Origin of the sequence: Gelidibacter gilvus, assembly GCF_004115975.1 — a bacterium.
Classification (GTDB): Bacteria; Bacteroidota; Bacteroidia; order Flavobacteriales; family Flavobacteriaceae; genus Gelidibacter; species Gelidibacter gilvus.
The window spans coordinates 189047-209760 of record NZ_SDDZ01000004.1; the positions used below are offsets into that span (position 1 = coordinate 189047).

Below are 20714 nucleotides of genomic sequence, written 5' to 3' on the forward strand. Positions count from 1 at the left end.
CTATAAGACTACAAACAGTCAATAAAGTTACTATAAATTTGAAATAAGCGGAGGTTTTTTTTATTTCCCGCAGATGACGCAGAGATTCGCAGATAATTTCTGCGGAAATCTGCGCGATCTGCGGGAAAAAAAGTACGCGATTTCAGTCCGGAAGAAATTGACAAACGTCTTTAAATATTTTTATAGACATAGCCATGCTCTGTGAATCTCCTTTTTCTCTGTGCAGGCTCTGTGAAATAGTTTTAGCTCGGAAACATGAAGTTAGTACAAGCAATAAGCAAGCAATTTATTGGTTCAAATTCCTATAATTATGATATTTTTGCAGAAGAAGTAATATTAAACAAGAGATTCCTGCCTTCGCAGGAATGATAAACGAGATCCCCGCATGCGCGAGGAATAAATATGGCAAAAAAACCAAGCATCCCAAAAGGCACACGCGATTTCAATCCCGAAGAAGTTGCAAAACGCAATTATATATTTAATACAATCCGTCAGAGTTTTGAACGCTTCGGATTCCAACCCATTGAAACCCCTAGTTTTGAGAATTCAGAAACCTTGATGGGCAAATATGGCGAAGAAGGTGACCGACTGATTTTTAAGATCTTGAATTCTGGAGATTTTTTGAGTAAAGCCGATCAATCTGCTTATGATGCTAAGGACTCGACGAAAATAACCCCTTCCATTTCCGAAAAAGCACTGCGTTACGATCTTACCGTACCGTTTGCGAGGTACGTGGTACAGCATCAAAACGATATCGAATTTCCATTTAAACGCTACCAAATCCAACCGGTGTGGCGGGCAGACCGTCCGCAGAAAGGGCGATTTAGAGAGTTTTTCCAATGTGATGCGGATGTCGTCGGTTCACAGTCTTTATGGCAAGAAGTGGAATTCGTCCAATTATATGATGCGGTGTTCACAGCTTTAAAATTGGAAGGCGTGACCATTAAAATCAACAATCGTAAAATTTTGGCCGGAATTGCGGAAGTGATTGGCGCACAAGATAAGTTGATCGACTTTACCGTGGCCCTCGATAAATTAGATAAAATAGGCGAGGCCAAGGTCAAGGAAGAAATGTTGGGGAAAGGGATTCCGGAGGCTGGAATTGACAAATTGCAACCCTTGTTTAGTTTGTCAGGAAGTTTTGAATCGCAGATTGCACAATTGAAATCCATTTTGGAAACGTCTGAAGAAGGCAAAAAAGGCATTTCGGAACTTGAGTTTATCGATAAAGCCATTTCCGAATTGAAATTGGAATCGGCGAGTTTGCAATTGGATGTGACTTTGGCCCGCGGACTCAATTACTACACCGGTGCCATCTTAGAAGTCTCGGCTCCAAAAGGCGTCGATATGGGTTCCATTGGTGGTGGTGGACGCTATGATGACCTTACCGGAATTTTCGGATTGAAGGATGTGAGTGGTGTGGGCATCAGTTTTGGATTGGACCGTATCTATTTGGTCTTGGAAGCCTTGAACTTATTTCCAGAAACCATCACCAATACTGTAAAAGCCCTATTCATTAATTTCGGCGATGCAGAAGCTATGGCAAGTATGAAAGCCATTAAAGAACTTCGGAAAAATGGCATCAATGCCGAATTGTACCCGGATAACAAAAAAACCGTCCGACAGTTTAATTATGCCAACAAGCGCAACATCCCGAACGTTGTTCTGGTGGGCGCCTCAGAGCTGGAGAATGGAACCTATACGCTTAAAAATATGGAAACTGGGGACCAGCAATCGGTGGATTTGAAGACTTTGGTGACGTTGTTGGGGAGTCGTAAGTAATCACGCTGTTGGGTTGTTTCGCAGAGCTTCGCAGAGAATCACAGAGTTTCACGGAGAAGGTTAAAGAGGTTGAGATAATAAAGATAGACTACTTTTTATAAGGAAAACGGCAGAGTGGGCGCCGTATATCTAGGTGACAGGCAAATGTCAGGGTGAGCGCAGTCGAACCCCATTCTTATTATGAATTGTGGTTTTGCGTATCAAGCCCTTCGACTGCGCTCAGGGTTACAGGCAAGTGTCAGGGTGAGCGCAGTCAAATGTCAGGGTGAACGCAGTCGAACCCCTGTATTATCACGAATTATATTCTTGCGTATCAAGCCCTTCGACTGCGCTCAGGGTGACAGGCAAGTGTCAGGGTGAGCACAGCCAAATGTCAGGGTGAACGCAGTCGAACCCCTGTATTATCACGAATTATATTCTTGCGTATCAAGCCCTTCGACTGCGCTCAGGGTGACAGGCAAGTGTCAGGGTGAGCACAGCCAAATGTCAGAGTGAGCGCAGTCAAATGTCAGGGTGAGCTCATTCGAACCCCATTCTTATCATGAATTGTAATATTGCGTATCAAGCCCTTCGACTGCGTTCAATGTGTCAGCCAAATGTCAGGGTGAGCACAGTCAAATGTCAGGGTGAGCTCATTCGAACCCCATTCTTATCATGAATTGTAATATTGCGTATCAAGCCCTTCGACTGCGCTCAGGGTGACAGTCCAATGTCAGGGTGAGCACAGCCAAATGTCAGGGTGAGCGCAGTCGAACCCCATTCTTATCACGAATTATATTTTTGCGTATCAAGCCCTTCGACTGCGCTCAGGGTGACAGGCAAGTGTCAGGGTGAGCACAGCCAAATGTCAGGGTGAGCGCAGTCAAATGTCAGGGTGAGCGCAGTCGCACCCCTTGTTATCATCAAAAAAAAATCGTCTACCCTTTTTAGAGAATAGACGATTAATGTTACTTGTTTGGTTAAACCTATAGGCTATTATTGAATTACAACCTTTTTGCTATAACTATCCGTGCTGGTTTCTACCTGGATAACATAATTCCCAGCAGCAATATCTTTAACTGGAATTTTAAACTCCTGTGAGTATTGAGTGTCCGACATATTCCAAGTTTTGACCGATTGCCCAATCATATTGATTAGGTGCACCTGGCGCACTTCGATACTTGAAGGTGTGTTGACGTAGATCTCTGCTGTTCTTTGCAGATACTTTACACTGACATCCTTAAACTCTTGATCAATGGATGACAAAGTAGAGTCTGTTGTAAAAACAATCGAAAAACGATCGGTGTATTGGCCAGCCTGCATTGGCATTTGGAAAGTCTTAGCGTTGATCTTGGTATAAGTATCCATTTGCGCATCATAAACAAAAACATCAATAGGCGCATCAAAATTCTCTAAACCTGTTAAGGCGAGTTCAATATTTCCAGCAATGTTTAAAGACATGTCCAATGGATATTTTTTATTGATATCAAAAGCACCAACCCCTTGGATCACGAATTTTTTATCCTCTATGGCGAAAGAAAGATCGCTTGGGAAGTTATCGCTATTCAAGCCATCATAACCGTAGTCAATACCATCAGTAGCCATATTATCAGGCGTGAAACCTAATAACAACGATCTTATGGCGCCTTCTGGTGTGGTGAATTCTATACGTACACGTTGAATGGCATTGGCATTAGACGTGGTTCTTTTTTGAACCTTATCTATATTGTTTTCGGGAGTTCTTAAAAATACAGATTCTCCGTCTTTTTCTTTAGCAAAGATACGTTGGCCATTGTTAAATTCGATATTTCCGCCTTTATCATTCACCTCTACATAAAAACCTTGTCCTACAGGAATATATTGTCCAGGGATTTTCTCTGCGTTACCAGAGCCAGCAAATCCCGATGATGTTGAGGAGCCAGCTGGAGGTCTTACCGCCGCAACTGAACCTGTTTTTACATAGTAAGAATAGCGTCCTTGATAAGCAGCAAATACGTGGGTTTTACCTTCTGGTGATTGCTCCCAAAATTGAAGTGCGCTGCCAGGTTTAAGAACCTTTGCATTGTCAACAAAAAATTGATCGGCATCAATTGCTGATGGATATGGATTGCCAACCACCACTGCTTGACCTGGTCCACCGACTGGCACATGGATAGTGCCATTATTAGGTTGGCCTTTAAAGGTGTAATTCTTATCTTCAGCATTATAAGCTCCAGCACCTTTCATTAAAAAACCAAGACCAACTGGTATCGCTGATTGCTCATTAATACGCTTCCATACATTATAATCATCAGCGCGACCCTTATAAGTATATAACCAGCGTTTGCTTAAGGTTACTGCTGGTGATGTTGGGCTACCATTAATATTTGCAGTCCATAGTACTGGCAAATCACCATCATGAAGAACACCTGCCAAGCTAAACGTTCTTGAGCCTTCAGAACCAGCAGTACTCACTGGGCTTCCCCAATAGTTATAATTGAACATATTACCAGTCCCTTGTTGGTCACGCATTAAAACACCTGTACCTGTTCCAAGAACACTGTTTTCTTTTTGAATTAATTGGGATTCACCCACCAATTCCAAAACGGCGCCATTATTTATATTTAGATATTCTGAAACTTCTAAGCTTTGCCCGTCATTCGAATCGCTGTTTTTAACGATCAATCTTTTGGAGTCTACCAAAAGTCCAGATAATATGATGTTCTGATCTGTTGCGGTAATATTATGGGCAATCTTTACAATATTCCATTCTATTACAGTCTTTTTGTCAATACCGATTGAGCTTGGTGTTTGTTGGTCTTTTCCATTTTTCCAGGTTTTATCCTTTGACCAATCGCCGTCTTCTTCTGTAGTATAAGGTAGTGGTGCAGATTCAAGTTGCAATTTTTTCATTCCGGTCAATATTCCAACTTTGCCTAATCCTGAATTGTCTGCCAACTTCCCAGCAGAAATATCAACCCCTTGATTCATTTGGTAATAGCCTTCTAAGTCGTTCCATTTCAAACCTGAAATATCAAGTCCAAGTACTGAACCTCGCACTGCTGTGCCGTTTTTCTCAATCTCTTGATTCATCATCTGACGGATTTGAACTTCTGTCAAACCTTTGTTCCAGATGCGGACTTCATCCATGGAGCCGTCATAAAAGTCTTGGAGTAGGTTAGCGGAGTTTCTTGTAGCGCCGAATATGGCAGCATCACTATTAACGTTTGGTTTTGGGCCTGAGTTTTCAGCGACTAGAATACCATCAATATATAATCTGTAGGTATTTCGATTATAAGTAACCGCCACATGATACCATCTGGAATTATCTATTTCTTGAGGCGCTTGTATGTTGCCATCGGAATAACTAAAAGTTAGTTTTTTACCGGTCAAAGTTAAATCATAACCGTTATTTAAATTATCGCTAGTTCCACCTCTTTTTGAAATTAAGGTCTCCTTTTTCGTTGAACTCGTTTGACGTTTAATCCATAGTTCCATGCTGAAATCAGATCCTAAATTGAATTCATTACCAAAGTTGGCATAACTCTCTTTGCCATTAAAATCGATATCATTTGTTGGGACATAGTAATGGATTGTAATTTTCATTTGGTGCACAAAGCCTTTATTTTTATTACCAGAATTATTGATAATTGCAAGTACAGCTCCAAAACTTGAATGATTTATATCACTAGATGTCCAGGTCGTATTCCATAAATCATTCGGACCTCCGTAAGTTATATCATCATCTTTTCGCCAATTTGCACCTTCCGATTTATTGGTCTTAATAACTTCTCCTCTTTTAACCAAACTAACAACTTCATCATTAATGTTATTCTGCCCTTGATTGTCAGCGTTTCTTTTTATGTAGAGCTCAATCCCTAGAATGACAGCTTCTGTAGGAATAGTAAAACCATATTCTGATGATCTTAAGTTATATGATCGCGTTGATCCATTTTTATTAAACTCAACATTTGTAGTGGTATTATTAGAGTCTGAAATACCATTAGGATTTTTCCAATGTTCATATTTTTTTTCACTTGTCAAAGATTCCCCTTTTCCAGCTTGCCTGGACACTTGAGTTTCTTTTACTATATTTTGTCCAAAAGACATCCCAGTAAAAAACGTTAAAAAAATAAATGGTAATAAGTAGGTGTAATGTTTCTTCATAATCTGTAGGTACTATTATTCCGGCAAGAAATCCGAACATATGTTGATAAATTTGGGTTGAAAAAACGGAAACGTGGTTAGCCGTTAACGGAGGGAAGCACAAAAATATGGCGACATCTAACAGAGAAGAAATAATTTCGATATGTAGCAATATTAATCGATACATAAATAAAAGTGTAAATTTCGACGACCAAGGGTATTTTTTAGGAGGTTTAATTTGAATTGTCAACGTGCTTCAGCACTATTTGCAAACTTCAACCGCCAATTTAGTTCGTCCATAATATTCTGTACGTTTTCTCGGACAACAGGCAAAACTTCGATAACTTTATGGGAATCTAATCCAATTCACCTTTAAATGGAGACGTATAGGTTATAGCTGGATTTTTCAAACAGTTCCATAACAAAAAGATTCCTTTCCTTTTTTAAGGGAAGGTGGATTTAAGCTCAGAACACAGCTTAAAGTCGGAAGGGTCAAAAATTTAAAACCCATTACCTAATTTAATTAAAGGATAAAAACCTCCCAAGTTTCATAACCTGAAAGGTTTAGTTCCAAAAAATCTTTGCAACTCCATTCAATCTTTGCTCCCTGTTTATAAATTATAGATGAATATAAGTTTTGCCGCATCAGTGTAATTCGTGTCTAAAAAAAAACCGTGTGATTACTTCTCGCAAAGCCGCATAGTGTTAGTTTAAATGATGTTTCATTCTCACCTAAAATCAGTGAAACACCATTCAATCTTTGCTCCCTGCTTACAAGTGTTAGAGAAATATAACTTTTGACATGTCAGTGCAATCAGTGAAATCTGTGCCTAAAAAAAAACGTGTAATCATTTCTCACAGAGCCACAGAGTTACAGAGTTAGTTTATATGATGTTTCATTCTCACCTAAATCAATGAAATACCATTCAATTGCTTCCTGTTTATAAATTATAGACGACTATAAGTTTTGCCGTGTCAGTGTAATCCGTAAAATCTGTGTCTAAAAAAAATGTAATTATATCGGCACGTGTCAAAAATAAATCGTCCACCCTAATTAAAGAATGGACGATTGATAATGATAAGTCCAGAATAAACTACAGACAATAAATTTGAATTTGAAAACACTCACAGCCTCACTTATGCCTTAGAAATGTTGCAATGCACCAGTGCGCACTAAGCTCACTTAATTTATCAAGATGCGATTATAGCGCGAATTTTGATCAGATTCCAAGACGGTTAAAATAACTTGGCTCTGAAGATGTGCCATGCATAGGGCATAGGTGTCAGATGCGCTGTTTAAGTCATGTGAACTGATCAATTGACCTTGAAGCGTATACAATTTCAAATAGAGTGGAACCCCATGGGTTTTGACGTGAATGGCCTTAGAGTTTTGATAATAATTTAAGGTGACATTATTTAAAGCGTTTTCAACATCAGTAAGCAAGTGATGTGTTTTATGATTGGAAAAGGTAATAAAAAATCGATCTTTATAAACACCGCTTTCCATGGTCTTTTTATAACTGACGTCGTTAATGCGTTGGTAGGTATTTTCCCAAGCGTCATAAATAAACACAGAAATAGGAGTATCAAAGTGCTCAAGGTCGGTCAAAGAAATTTCAATGGGTCCCGAATTGGTCAAGAACATCCCAAAAGGATAGCGTTTCGATTCACTATAGGTACCGACGCCTTGAATCACATAGCGCTGGGAATCAATCATCCAATTCAGATCATCTTTAAGCTTGTCTCGATTACGGGCATCGTAGCCATAATCAATACCATCGGTGGCACTACCATCCTTGGTAAAGGCCAGTAATAAGTGGCGGACGTAGCCTTCAGGGGTTTTAAAATCAATACGGACGCGTTGGACATTGCTTTTGTTTTCCGTTTGCGCACTAAGTGATGCAACCCAAAAGAAGGCCAGAAATAGGTAGGTTAAGTTTTTCATTACTATTATTTAAAGATTAGGGGCATGCAAACCTAAACAATAAATATGGTTTTCTCTATGAAAAACTTTCAATTGAGATTAAGTGTAATTATTTGTAAGTCAATAACTACACGTTGTGTTCTGTGTCAAAAAATAAAGGCACTTTCAGGAATTTTTATGACCAAATTTTCGAAATGCCATTCATTTATTTATGTGTTGAACATATAGTGGAACACAAAAAAAATCGCCTACCCTTTGTTAAAGAATAGACGATTGGCAATAGTTGGTTGGTTAGACCGAATTAAAATTTAATAATGATTTTCTTATTATAACTGTTCGTGTTGGTTTCTACTTGAAGAATATAGTTTCCTTCCGCAACATCCTTAACCGGAATCTTAAACTCCTGCCCAAAATTCATATTGGTCACATTCCAAGATTTAACCGCTTGACCAACCATGTTTATCAAGTATAGTTGACGCACCTCAATACTTGCCGGAGTCTTCACATAGATCTCATCTGTTTTTTGCAGATATTTCACGCTAATCTCCTTAAAGTCTTGATCAATGGTGGACAAGGTGGTATCTGGTTGGAACACGAGAGAAAAACGACCGTTATAGTTGCCAGCCTCTAAATTTATTTGGAAACTAACTGTGTTGATTTTGGTATAAGTATCCAATAACGCATCATGCACATAGACATCAATTGGCTCGTCAAAATTCTCAAGGCCTGTCAAAGCAATCGCCACATTTCCAGTGATGCCCATAGTCATATCCAATGGATATTTTTTGTTGATGTCAAAAGCACCAACCCCTTGGATCACGAACTTTTTACCTTGGATGGCAAAAGAAAGATCACTAGGGAAATCATCACTATTGGAAGCATCATAGCCATAATCAATACCATCAGTGGCGGCGTCATCTGGGGTAAATGCCAAGAGTAAATGTCTTGTTGCATTTTCTGGAGTTGTGAACGCCAAACGGACGCGTTGGATATTATCCTCAAATACGGCGGCTTCATCTTGAGTCTTTGAGCTTTTGAATGCATCTGCAGTATTTCTAAAAAAGACTGATCCACCTCCTGCTTCCCTTGCAAAAATTCGTTGTGAATTTTTAAAGATGACATCTCCTCCAGAACCACTTCCTTCCACAAAAAATCCTTGCCCGACAGGTATCGCTAATGTAGGTTCTTTAAGCGCATTACCACTATTTGCTATTCCTGGTGGAGTAGCTGCTGAAACACCGCCAGATCTATTGAGATAGGAATAGCGACCTTGGTACGCTGCCAAATAGTGAGAGTTGTTTGATGGCGCCTGTTCCCAGAAAATAAGCGCTCCTTCAAGGAGGGCAGATTCATTGTACACAATAAACGCATTAGCATCAATTGCTGAAGGATACGGGTTACCTATTAAAGTGGTTAACAATCCTGGATTAATCGTTACTGCAATCTCTCCATTATTTGGTTGTCCTCTAAACGTGTAGTTTTGATCAGAAGAACCTTGAGGGCCTGTCCCTTTCATTAAAAACCCAAGCCCAACATTTACGGCTGTGTTTTGGGTAATACGGTTCCATCCATTATATTCATCAAAATCACGATTTTCAAAAGTGTACAACCAACGGGTGCTCAAGGTTACTGGTGAGGTACTACCATTTAGTCCGCTGGTCCATAGAACAGGACTGTTACCATCATATAAAATTCCCGCTAAAGAATAGGTTCTTTTGCCTGCTGTTTCAGCGTTGGTTACCGGACTTCCCCAATAGTTATAATTAAACATATTACCTGTGCCTTGTTGGTCGCGTTCTAAAATACCCGTTCCTGGGCCAACGAAACTTTCATCAGTTAGTTGTAGCAATTGCGATTCTCCTACAAGATCCAAGACGGCACCATTAGCAATGTTTAAATATCTCGTAACCTCTATACTTTGGCCATCATTTACATCCGAATTTTGAATAGTCAATCTTCCAGCATCCACCAAAAGACCTAAGACTTTAACCTCCTTATCTGTGGCGGTGACATCATGACCCGTTCTTACAATATTCCAATCAATAGGTGTGATGCCATCTATTCCTACTGAGTTTGGTGGTCGTTGTACAGTTCCGTTTACCCAAGCGCTAGGACTGTTCCAATTGGTGTTGTTCCCTGAACTTACATAAGGTATTGGCGCGGAATTTGGTTGGTTAATAGAATTCATATTTCTTAATTTACCAACGACATTGCCTGTCTGAGTAGGTAAGCCACCGCAATTAAAATCCATACGGTAATACCCATCTAAATCTACCCAGTTCAACCCAGGAACATTTAACGGAACCACTTCACCGTCAACTGCAGCCCCATTACTTTTGATTTGTTGATTCATCATTTGACGAATCTGGTCTTGTGTAATAGTTGCTTTCCAAATACGCACCTCATTAATGTAGCCATTAAAATAACGTACGGGTTTGTTTGGAAGACTATTGGCATGATCCATGGCGCCCAATAGGAACGGTGAGGTATTTGTTATGGGCGCAGTAGCGCCAGTGGCAGAAGCAACTGAAATTCCGTCAATAAATAATTGATATGTACCATCTCCAAAAGTGACCGCTACATGGTACCATCTATCCGTCGTTAAATCATACGGGGAGGTCATAGTACCTGAGCTATTCCAATTAAAGATAAGTGTACGGTCGTTTAAACTTAAATCATATCCAGTAGCATTATTGTTGGCATTGCGTTTTGATAGGATGGTTTGGGTTCCAGTAACTGAATTTGGTTTCACCCAAGCTTCAAAGCTAAAGTTGTTACTACGATTGAATGCATCTCCAAAAGTGGCATAATCGTCAATACCATCAAAATTGACCGTTGAGCAATCTTCAAGTGTAACCGTGACATCACTACTACACCCCGCAACGGTCCACGTTAAGATGTAAGTTCCAGCCCCGCCACCCGTAAAGGTTGACTTAGGGTTACTAGGCTCTGAAAAAGTCGGTGTACCACAATCACTAGGACCACTAGTAACACTCCATATGCCCTTTGCGTTAGTGCCTGGAATGTTAAAATCCAAAGTTGTATCCGTAGGAAAATAAGCTTGATCTGTAATATTTTGTGCCGCTGTTTTTGTATTGTCATAGGCGTTTAACTTGACGGTTGCCACACCACACTCCCCACTTACAGGCGTGATAGCTTTGCCTGCATATGCAAAGGTGGCAGCCACACTAACATGAGTCGTTCCGGCCTCAGTACCTAAGCAGCCATTGATCTTACTAGTAATACCAATTGTATTCAACCCAGGGGTTACTGGTTGATAAACAAAAGTTCCATTGGTTACTGATGTAATATTATTACCCTCAATTACTATAATATCTTCATCTAAAGGATTACGTGGCACTTGAAATTTATCTATGGCCCATGCGCTAGAGGTGGTGGCAACGTAACGAAATCTGATTTTTAAATTTGCCTGTCCTATATAATTTTGTAAATCAATGATGGTACGATTAAACCCGGTATTGTGATTACCAGAGTTAGCAGGGCCCGAAATAGTACTTAAATCAATATTATAAGTTGCCCCTCCATCCAACGATAACTCGATTATGGCTTGTGCCCCAACTTTTAAATCATAAGCTTGCCAAAATTCAAGAGTTCCGGTCGTCAAACCAAAAGTATTAAATGTTGGGGATTCCAAAATAGAATTATAAGCTCCGTTGACAACTACAAATTTACCGTCATTAGAATTATAGTTGTAATCTTGAATGGTGCCGGAATTTGCTCCTACCCAAGGTCCTGCGCTAGTACTACTTCCAGATGCATTTAATTTTTTGTCTTTGCCATCAACTAACCACCCTTCCGCGTTTGCACTATTAAAGTCACCTTCATCTTCCAATAATTGACCAGTCCCATAACCGCTAGTATAAGAATAGTTTACACTTTGTCCAAAACAAATAGTTTGAAGTTTATCTGGGCTCACCGTAGGTTTTATATTTGAAGGAATAACGTTTACAAAGGCTATAGCCGAATTTTTAATGCCACAAGGACCACTTGCTAAAACAGCTCTAAATAGGGTAGTTGCAGTGATACCTGTAAAATTATAGGTATCTGTAGTATTTGAGATAGGTGCCCATGTTTGACCACCATTTGTTGAAGATTCCCAACGAAGAATAGCACCAGAATGCCCCGATAAGTTCAGGGTGCCGTTTCCTTCGTGACAGGCAATAATATTATTGCTTATCACGGTTGGGTTATCATTGGCATAACCTGTTATACTACCGCCTGTAGTATCAGAAAAAATAGTAATTGTTTGAGGTGTTGACTCAACTTTTATACATCCCGCAGAAGCTGCTATGGTATTCGTTATTGTGTATGTTCCAGCAGCACTCGTGCTAAGATCAATTGCTCCTGTAATACTATTTAAACCTAGCGATAAACCAGACGGCGAAGAGGTATAGCTAAAGATACCGGCACTACCACCTGCTGCATATGATAATACAGGGTTCGGTTTAGTTTTACAATATTGGGTAGCATCATAGATAAAGTCTGCAACTGGCAATGGGTCAATGGTAACATTAGCGGTCGCAACAACTTCTGCACAACCACCAGAAGTAGGAATTGTAAACGTTATTATATGGTTACCAACGGTACTTGTACTCGGTGTAATGGTGCCCGAAGAATTTATAGTTAATCCCGCAGAAGCTGAATATGTTCCCTCACTATTATTTGATCCATTTAATGTCACAGGATAAGTATTACTATCTGATTTACAATACGCCGCTGCACTATAAGTAATGGAGGCAATTGGTAAAGGTGTTATGATTATATTCTGTTTTTCCTGAACTTCAGCACAACCTCCACTTACTTCGGCAAAAGTGTAATATATCGTGTGAGAACCTAGAGTACTGGTACTTAAATCAATTTCTCCAGTAGAGGGATTGATAACTAAACCACTTGAACCAGTAAATTCACCACCAGGTTGAAACCCTGGAGTTGGAACCGGGTTTGAACCATTACTACAATAGTTTGTTGCGCCATATGAGAAACTGGCATCTGGTTTGGCTTGAATGGTTATTTGGAAAGTCTTCTCTACAGGCGTCGTACAACCGTTAGGATTATTAGCGGTATAGGTAATTATATAAGTTCCAGGAGACACTCCATTAGACGAGAATTCTCCGGTACTACTATTAATTGATAAACCAGCACTTGCCGAATATGAACCTCCCAAGCTATTGGTAACAGTAATCTCGTTTGGTGTATAAGTCAACACATCAGACTCACAATAGATTGATTTAGCATAAGAAAAAGCAGTTATTTCTGGTAAAGCGTTTATAGTAACGGAAGTAGTTGTTTTTACTTCATCACATCCGCCAGCTGCAGGAATCGTATAGGTTACAGTATAAGTTCCAGCCGTACTTGTACTTGGTGTAATTGCTCCTGTGGTAGCATTTAAACTAAGGGTTGGTCCACCAGAATCGACAGTATAAGAATATGTACCACCTGTATAGGCGTTGGTGCCAGTTAAAGTAACGGCTTCCGGGATGTTGTTGTCTGTACAAAATGGAGTTACATAGCTTATATTGGCTGTTGGTACCTGGGTTACAGTTAGGCTTGCCAAATTAGTATTGGCTTCTGAACAAGCACCACCATCACTAATTAAATGTAATGTATATGCACCTGCATCAGCTACCTCAATATCCTGCAGTTGTAACGAAAAGGTTGTTGTAGCTCCTGAAGTAACCCTAGTTACCGTTCCTCCGCTAACATCAACACCATCTTTCTTCCATTGGAAAGATCCGATATTTCCAGTTGACTGCGCAGTAAAAGTCACGGCATTTCCAACACATTCGGTAACGGCTTGCGGTTGCGATGTGATGTTTATATCTTTATTTACAGTCAGTTCCGCGACCGCTGAAGTTACAGATTCACATGTCGCATTTCCTCTTACAATTACATAATAAGTTCCAGCATCAGATGAAGTCGTATTTGCAAAGTTTAAGGTATTGGTGGTTGCTCCTGTAATTTGTGGCGGACTATTAGTTACTAAAGTTCCAGTTCCTGGCGTTCCTTTATACCACTGATAGTTGAGATTGTCTCCAGAGGCAACAATGCTAATGGCGGCAGGTTGACTGGCACAGACCCCTATATTTTCAGTGTTTTCATTTATAAATGGTTTTTTATAAATATTAATAATAAGGTTTTCAATTACTGCGCTACAAGGTCCAGTGGCATCTGGATCATTTGTCGTATAAGTTAAAGTTACAGTACCATTATTAATATCTGCAGTGCTTGGAGTATAGATTGTAGATGTTGCCGTAGTATTGGCGAAACCGCCGTTATTATTGGAGCTTGAAGTCCAGGTACCAGAAGTAGCACTTCCATTATTTAAATCTGCAACTATTGAAGAAGATTCGTCTGAACAGATATCAGTGTCTCCACTAAGCACTACACTTACCGCTTTATTGATGGTAACTACCGTTGAATCTGAAACGGCTGAACAAGGGCCATCAGGATCGTTGGAGGTGAAGGTTAATGTTACGGTTCCATTAGCGACATCTGTAGTACTTGGCGTATAGCTTGTAGACGTTGCCGAACTATTTCCAAAACCGCTATTGTGATTTGAACTTGAAGTCCATGTTCCCGATGTTGCACTGCCTCCTAAACTGCCATTAAGTGTGACGATTCCTCCTTCACATATAATTGCCGTCGCTGGTCCTGCGTCTATAATTGCAGCCTCATTGACTACTATGTTTACAGTTTTTTCAACCGGCACGCAAGAAGCATTAGTACTTGATTTAAGTTTTAAAACAACAAGTCCATTATAGTTAACGGCTGGTGTAAAAGTGACATTTTGTGGGGTTGTAGAAAATCCAGATGGAGGACTTAAAGTCCCTCCTCCAGAAACTATAGACCATTCAGCAGTTGCTCCTGCAGGTCCGCTTACCGATGCACCAGATAAGGGTATTAGTGATGGAGTACTCGATTCACATACAGGACCGTAGGTACCTGTTATTATTGTAGGTAATTGATGAATATTAAAAGTTCTTGTATCTTGTATTGGAGTACAACCTCCAGGTGCATTTGTGGTAAGGGTCAGGGTAACTGGACCAAAATAATTTGGCACTGGTGTATAGGTAACAGATGCAGGATTATTGGTTTGAGCTATATTACTTAAGGTGCCACCACCATATGTAATTGACCATGCAGCCATTGTATTGCCATTACCACCTCCAACACTCGCGCCAGTTAATGTTATCGCGGTCGGGTTAGCAGATTCGCAAATATCTCCTTGGGTACCAGCCTCAACTATTGGTGCTTCATTGATAGTGATCGTTCTATTGGCGTTGACACTAGGACATGTTCCAGGAGTATCAGTCGTTAAGCGTAAAACGACGTCGCCATGAAAGTTTGCTGCAGGGGTGTAAGTTACATCGGCAGGAGTTGACGTCATGGCAGTAGTAGATAATGAACCTCCGCCTGAAATAATCGTCCACTGACCTTGCGCTCCACTACCGACACTAGCGCCAGATAATAGTATCGATGACGGGTTTACTGCCTGGCAAACCGTTATGGTCGGACCTGGTGTGACCGTGTTTAAAGGATTTACAACTATTTGAGCAGTAGGTTTTGGGTTTGGATAGGTGTAGGTGCATGATTCTTGATTTGTGTATTCAACACTCTGTATAATAACATCGGTGGTTGTTGCAAGTGCAGGAATAGTAAAAGTAGCCGTGGCGATAGTGCCATTACCAGCACCTAACGAAATTGTTTGGTTATTGCCTGGTCCAACTTTAAAAGTAACTGTTGTATTTGGTGTACCACTAAAGGTAACTGAGCCAGAAGATCCAGTACATATAGCACCGTCACTAATAACGTTAGCTGTTGGAGTACCACGCAAGAAGATTTTCATATCGTCTTTAGCTCCCTGACCGCAATTATTGGCACCAGTAGGTTTTTTTGTTTGAATTGTAATGGTAATAACTTGACCAGGCACTATTGGTTGACGAAATCTATACCGAGCATCTAGATAATCACCGCTATTACCAGGACCTATTTTTTCGAAAGTTCCTCCCGCATCGCCATCACTCCACCACCATTCACCTTTACCGCCCTGACCATAATTTTTTGAACTGACCCCAGTAACATTACCGTTTAATACGATATAATTCAAACCATCAGCTACACAAATATATTGGTCCGGTCCTGCATTGGCAGAGACTGATCCAATATTTACTTGCCTTGTTGCTATTGGACTAGTACCGCCGCATATATTGGTAGCAGAAACCGCAACATTTCCAGCTTGAGCACCTGAGGCGATATTAACGGTCACCTTATTTGTTCCAAAACCGCTTGTAATGGTAAATCCAGCAGGGAATTGCCAATTATAAGTTTGCACATTTGGATCGGGTGTTACTTCGTAAGTTTCATTACTCACCGGACAAATAACAAATGAAGTGGAAAGAGTATCTAAATTTAAAGGTATAGTTGGCGTGCCATTAAATATTCGTAAAGTTCCCGATTGAGATGCTGCACTTTCAGCGCCACATCCAATCGGTGTGACAGTGAAATCATAAATTCCTACCATAGCTGCATTGGACGTGGTGCCTGTTACAGTATATATCTGTGTAGTAGTATTATAAGATCCAGATAAAGTAATCCCAGCACCTGGAGAAGCAGTGACGGTTGCACCAGCTCCAGAGCCTCCGTTTGTAATTTTAAAATTCATTGCAGGAATCGCACTTCCCGCACAAATATTCGGATTTAGGTTCCCTGAAGTCAAGGCTAAACTTACGTTATTGGCTACCGAGATTACCACTGGTTTCACGGTGTAGCAACCCGCAGTGTTTACGCTTCTTATATGATAGGTTCTATTTGCGGTTGGACTTACATTTGCATTGATAGCATTTGCTCCGCTATTCGCATCTGCAGCAGAATTATGAAATGTCAGACTAGTACCCGCATGGTTAGAGACCGTGGTGCTCAAATCGATAGAAGCCCCATTACAAATCTCGGCAGGCGTGACATCAAATGTTGGTAAAGGATTAATAGTTATGAGTATGGAGGCGGTACTATAACATCCATTTGTAAATTTACTCCGAACATAATAAGTAGTGTCAGAAATTGGATTTACGGTCGCAGTTATTGCGCTGGTGCCATTTTCGGCATCAGACTGGTTTGCATGGAAAGTTACGGTATTACCATTAGTATTTGTAACAAGTGTATTTAGATTAATTGATGTTTGGCTACTTGCACAAACAGAACCATTGGCAACCGTTAGAGATGGGATATCAGTTATTGAAATGATAATCTCCCCAACCTGAAAGCACCCTGTGCTGAGTTGTGTTCTTGCCCAATAAGATGTTTGTGTAGTTGGACTAACGGATGAAGGAATTGCAGAAGTTGCATTAGTAGCATTAGCTTCACTGGCATAAAAGGTTTTTGTGCCATTGGTGGTGACTAAATTATTTAAATCTACTGAGGTTGATCCGCTGGAACAAACCGCACCATCATCGATCGTAAGTGTTGGTAATGGATTTACTGATATAATTACTGAACTTGTGTTATAACATCCAGTTACAGAATCCTCAGATCGTGCATAATACGTTGTAGTTACAGTTGGTGATACGTCTTTATCAATACCACCAGTGTTGCTTTTGGCATTTGCTAGTGATGAATGATACGTAAGATTTGCACCAGTAAATAGAGTGGAAAGGTCAACAGAAGCTCCAATACAGATTGTTGGATTAGCTCCCGTAGTTATAATAGGTAGCGGATTTACAGTTATGGTTAGTTGCGATGTTACAAAGCAACCTGTATTAAATCTACTACGCACAAAATAGTCCCTAGTTGCGGATGGGCTTACTACATTTGATATTGGGCTATTGCCACTGGCAGCATTGGCCGCTGTATTATGAAAGGTTACAATGGCATTTGGGCTAGTAACAGTAACTAAAGAGTTTAAATCAATATTGGTTTGATTACTGGCACAAATTTCACCATCTTGAATGGTGAGAATTGGCTTCGGATTTACAGTAGTTACGTTTATAGATTTTGTAACTGAAGAAGGATTTACGCAACTCGCAGTTGACGTTACCGTTAATTCAATTGTATTTGGTCCAGCAACAGTTAAGGCATTTGTAGTTAAGGTTGCAGTAGTTGAAATTACTGCACCATTCAACGTCCACTCATAGGTTGCACCACCAAAATTTTGAGGATTTCCAATGGTGAAGGTCGCATTATCACCTTCACAAATATTTGAGGGTGTAATGATATCGAAATTAACCGTTTTAACCGGATTTACTGAGATAGTAGATGCATATTCTTTAGTTGGAGCACAATCTCCTGTACCAATAGTCATAATCACTTTAACCACAGCGCTAGGTGCTGTCCATCTGTTGTAGCTAAAATTTAGCCCAGTACCTTCTCGTTCGTTATTTACAAACCATTCATAAGTCACTGCATCTGCACCCTCCCCAGAAGGTTTGGCTGTAAAATTCAAGGTTTCAAAATCACAAATAGTAGTTTTATTTTCCGTTATAGTATATGAAACTGTTAAAGGAGATGTATATGGTTGAACGGTTACTGTGGCGTTTTCTTTACCAATTTGTCCATTGGCATCTGTTACTGTTAGTTCAACGATGTTTTCCCCAACATCTGAACAATTAAAATTTGTTTTGTTTGTTTCGAAGGTCAATCCACCGCAAGAATCTGTGGAATTATTGTTAACAGCATCATCAGCTATGGTAATGGTACCAGTAGCATCAAGCTGTATTGTAATGTCTTTTGTTACTACATTGGGAGCAATAGTATCTTCAACCGTTACAATGGTGGTACATGTAGAAACATTTCCACTATTGTCAGTGATAGTAAGTGTGACAGGATTAGGTCCTATGTTGGAACAATCAAAATTCGTGACATCAATAGAAGTAGAAGCAATACCACAAGCATCGGTAGAACCATTGTTAATATCAGATGCGGAAATTGCAGCATTACCCGTATCATCTAATTGAATTATAAAGTTAGCAACGCAAGATGCAGTGGGAGCCATGTTATCTTCTACATTTATAATAGCGTCACAAGTCTCAGATTCACCATTTGAATCCGTTACTGTTAATTTAACCGTTTGTACTACTCCAATATCATCACAATTAAATTCAGTTTTATCTAAAGATAATGTCATAGTAAGTCCAGGATCGACGGTTGATGAATTATTAACTTGATCTGGCGTTAAACTCGCTCTGCCGTCAATATCCAATTGTATGATAAACGTTTGACAAATTGCAATAGGTGCAGCGGCAATAATGGTATTCTTGAAAAAGCCAAAATGTATATCCTTTTTTCCAACCCCAATTAAAACCTCATTTTTGTAAAATTTTACTTTCTGCAAATTAGGTGTACTAACAAACCAATCCGCCGGTCCCGTCAACCCAGAAACATCTAAGGCTTTAAATGTAGTTTTGAGGGGTTTAAAATCACTACTGTTTAATGAATTTCCCTGAGCAAACATGGAAGGAGTAAAGGCTGAATCACTTTTAGACTTCGAAAAACCATCTTCAGCTAACGCTAGAAAAAGTAGGAGTGAAGTTGTTATTAGATAGATACTTTTCATAGCGGCAATCATATTAAATTGGTTGGTTAACTTTTAACAACAACCATTAGGTAGGATCTTCATGGCCATTGTTTTTTAGTGAGGGATATACAAACATAACAGAGCCACAGTCTTGAATGAAAAAAAGTCGTTCAACTACCATAATTAACTTTGAGTGTGATTTTGGATGTTAAAGAAACGTTATTTAACGTTTGGAGACATTGTAAATAACTGATGGTTAGAAATGTGAAGAAACCATTTAACAATAGAATTCAGAGTAATGAGCGCGCATTTTTTAAGTTTTTCCCTCGCTTCGGATGAACTCGCAGGTAGACAAGCCATCTCCTGCTATCGCTTCGTTTTGGAAGGGCAATCAACTTCTAAATCACAAAATACTAGAAAGATGGTCTTACTTCAATATTCTGAATTTTAAGCCAATAAAATTGCTGTTCTAAGATCGGGGATGACCCCTAGATACTCCCTAGATATTCCCTACATACTCCCTACATACTCAGTAGAAAACTTCTAGCAAAAAGAGCCATTTTCAAGAGGTTCCAAGTCGGTCCTTCTTGGTGATTTTCAACCGCAATGTCCTATCTAAACAGATTAAAAATAGGAGTTGCAATGCGAATGTTAATAATTGGATTTCCAGTATCAGGATATTGTATGGACAAAAACTCAAGGTTCCGAATTTAAAATTCAAAGTTTAAGCCTTTCAATTTCCAGCCTTCGCTTCACTTCGAAAGGGGAGGTAACATCAACTTCACAAAATATGAGCAAAAACGGACTACTTCAAGGTTGGATATTCGACATTCAGTGTTCTGCATTCAATATGCGTTAGTAAAGCACAATGAGTGTGATGTTATTTAAATAGTAATAGCGTATCAACTTGGGGTTTCCTTCGGGTCAACTTCGGGTCAACTTCGGGTCACGGTTTCCGAATTCTCTTATTACTCAAGAAAGACAGCATTCAGTCGGCAGTATTCCATCCTCCGCATAAACTGCGGACGGAGGAAATTTCTTCTTCCTGCCCGTCCGGTAGTCTGGCAATTTCAGATTCCCGTGCTACGGTGAGACATCATCAACTACAATCCTCTCCGTGAATTCTCAGTGAATCTCTGTGGTACAGCTTTTTGCTCCTCTATAATCGGTCCGACGCGCAAATCTCCGTGAATCTCCGTGCCTTCTCTGCGAAACTCCGTGATACAGTTTTTTTGTCACCCATCATCCAACGTTCATAACTCAAAACTCAAGCCTTTCAATTTCAATTTCAACTTCAATTTCAACTTCCCGTCCTCAGTCACCCGTCATCCAACGTTCATAATTCAAAACTCAAGCCTTTCAATTTCAACTTCAATT

4 protein-coding genes are annotated in these 20714 nt (G+C 39.9%); 1 reads left to right on the top strand and 3 read right to left on the bottom strand.

Annotation, left to right across the window (positions count from 1 at the left end; genetic code table 11):
- The first annotated feature begins 402 nt into the window (after nucleotides 1-402).
- Entirely contained in the window at nucleotides 403-1782 is a 1380-nt protein-coding gene (hisS, locus tag ESZ48_RS09315; protein WP_129017137.1) for a histidine--tRNA ligase, read from the top strand.
- A gap of 975 nt (nucleotides 1783-2757) precedes the next feature.
- Here hisS and ESZ48_RS09320 read toward each other — a convergent pair.
- The 3 genes from ESZ48_RS09320 to ESZ48_RS09330 all read right to left on the bottom strand — a co-directional run bounded on the left by ESZ48_RS09320 (nucleotide 2758) and on the right by ESZ48_RS09330 (nucleotide 19376).
- Nucleotides 2758-5907, bottom strand: a complete 3150-nt coding sequence (locus tag ESZ48_RS09320; RefSeq protein ID WP_129017139.1) for a LamG-like jellyroll fold domain-containing protein — start codon at nucleotides 5905-5907, stop codon at nucleotides 2758-2760.
- A 1162-nt stretch (nucleotides 5908-7069) separates the two neighbouring features.
- Complete coding sequence (locus ESZ48_RS09325; RefSeq protein ID WP_129017140.1) at nucleotides 7070-7831, bottom strand: hypothetical protein; 762 nt, start codon at nucleotides 7829-7831, stop codon at nucleotides 7070-7072.
- Between the two features lie 280 nt (nucleotides 7832-8111).
- Nucleotides 8112-19376: a LamG-like jellyroll fold domain-containing protein gene (locus ESZ48_RS09330; protein WP_190246228.1), complete on the bottom strand. Its 11265-nt coding sequence runs from the start codon at nucleotides 19374-19376 to the stop codon at nucleotides 8112-8114.
- Between the last annotated feature and the right edge of the window lie 1338 nt (nucleotides 19377-20714).

Bases quoted from the DNA above. Each gene is read 5' to 3' on its own strand.
- hisS (WP_129017137.1), top strand. From the start codon at position 403: ATGGCAAAAAAACCAAGCATCCCAAAAGGCACACGCGATTTCAATCCC.
- ESZ48_RS09320 (WP_129017139.1), bottom strand. From the start codon at position 5,907: ATGAAGAAACATTACACCTACTTATTACCATTTATTTTTTTAACGTTT.
- ESZ48_RS09325 (WP_129017140.1), bottom strand. From the start codon at position 7,831: ATGAAAAACTTAACCTACCTATTTCTGGCCTTCTTTTGGGTTGCATCA.
- ESZ48_RS09330 (WP_190246228.1), bottom strand. From the start codon at position 19,376: ATGAAAAGTATCTATCTAATAACAACTTCACTCCTACTTTTTCTAGCG.